Here is a 484-nt window from a genome sequence, read left to right as displayed (position 1 = left end):
TGCGGCAGCATGTGCGGCTTCGCAGCCTGCGTGGCCGCCCCCGATAACAAGCACGTTGAAATGTTTCACGTGAAACACCCCTCACTTCCCGATACAAAAGTTGGAAAAGATCTCGTCCAACAGATTTTCGACATCTATTCGGCCCACAAGCGAATCCAGATGAAGGACAGCATGCCGAAGCCCATCCGCAGCGATATCATACAGGTCCGGACCAGTGCTGATCAAGGACCGTACTTCGGATAGATGCTCCCGTGCATTCACCATGGCAGTTCTATGCCGTTCATGCGTCGCGAGCCCCGCGTTCCCAGAACGGACAGAAAGAATGTCAGCAATTCGGTCCACTAGGTCGTTCACCCCTGCCCCCGTCAGCCCGGAAATACCCGGAGCACCACTCCGCGTCTCATCCATCTTGGGTTGCAGCACGATGTCATCATCCTGAACCGGAAGCGTCGCCGCCTCTTCCGGCGTCGCAAGGAAAACGCGC

1 protein-coding gene is annotated in these 484 nt (G+C 56.8%); it reads right to left on the bottom strand.

Translation table 11 applies throughout. From position 1 onward, the window contains the following. Positions 1-81: 81 nt before the first annotated feature. Complete coding sequence (locus A3764_RS26450; RefSeq protein WP_443069386.1) at positions 82-408, bottom strand: hypothetical protein; 327 nt, start codon at positions 406-408, stop codon at positions 82-84. Positions 409-484 lie beyond the last annotated feature (76 nt).

It is taken from the genome of Sulfitobacter sp. HI0129 (genome assembly GCF_001635395.1).
Classification (GTDB): domain Bacteria; phylum Pseudomonadota; class Alphaproteobacteria; order Rhodobacterales; family Rhodobacteraceae; genus Sulfitobacter.
This window is presented reverse-complemented; position numbering and strand designations above follow the sequence as displayed.

What these genes read in the sequence shown, in the direction of transcription:
- A3764_RS26450 (WP_443069386.1), bottom strand. Translation starts at nt 408, where the DNA reads ATGGATGAGACGCGGAGTGGTGCTCCGGGTATTTCCGGGCTGACGGGG.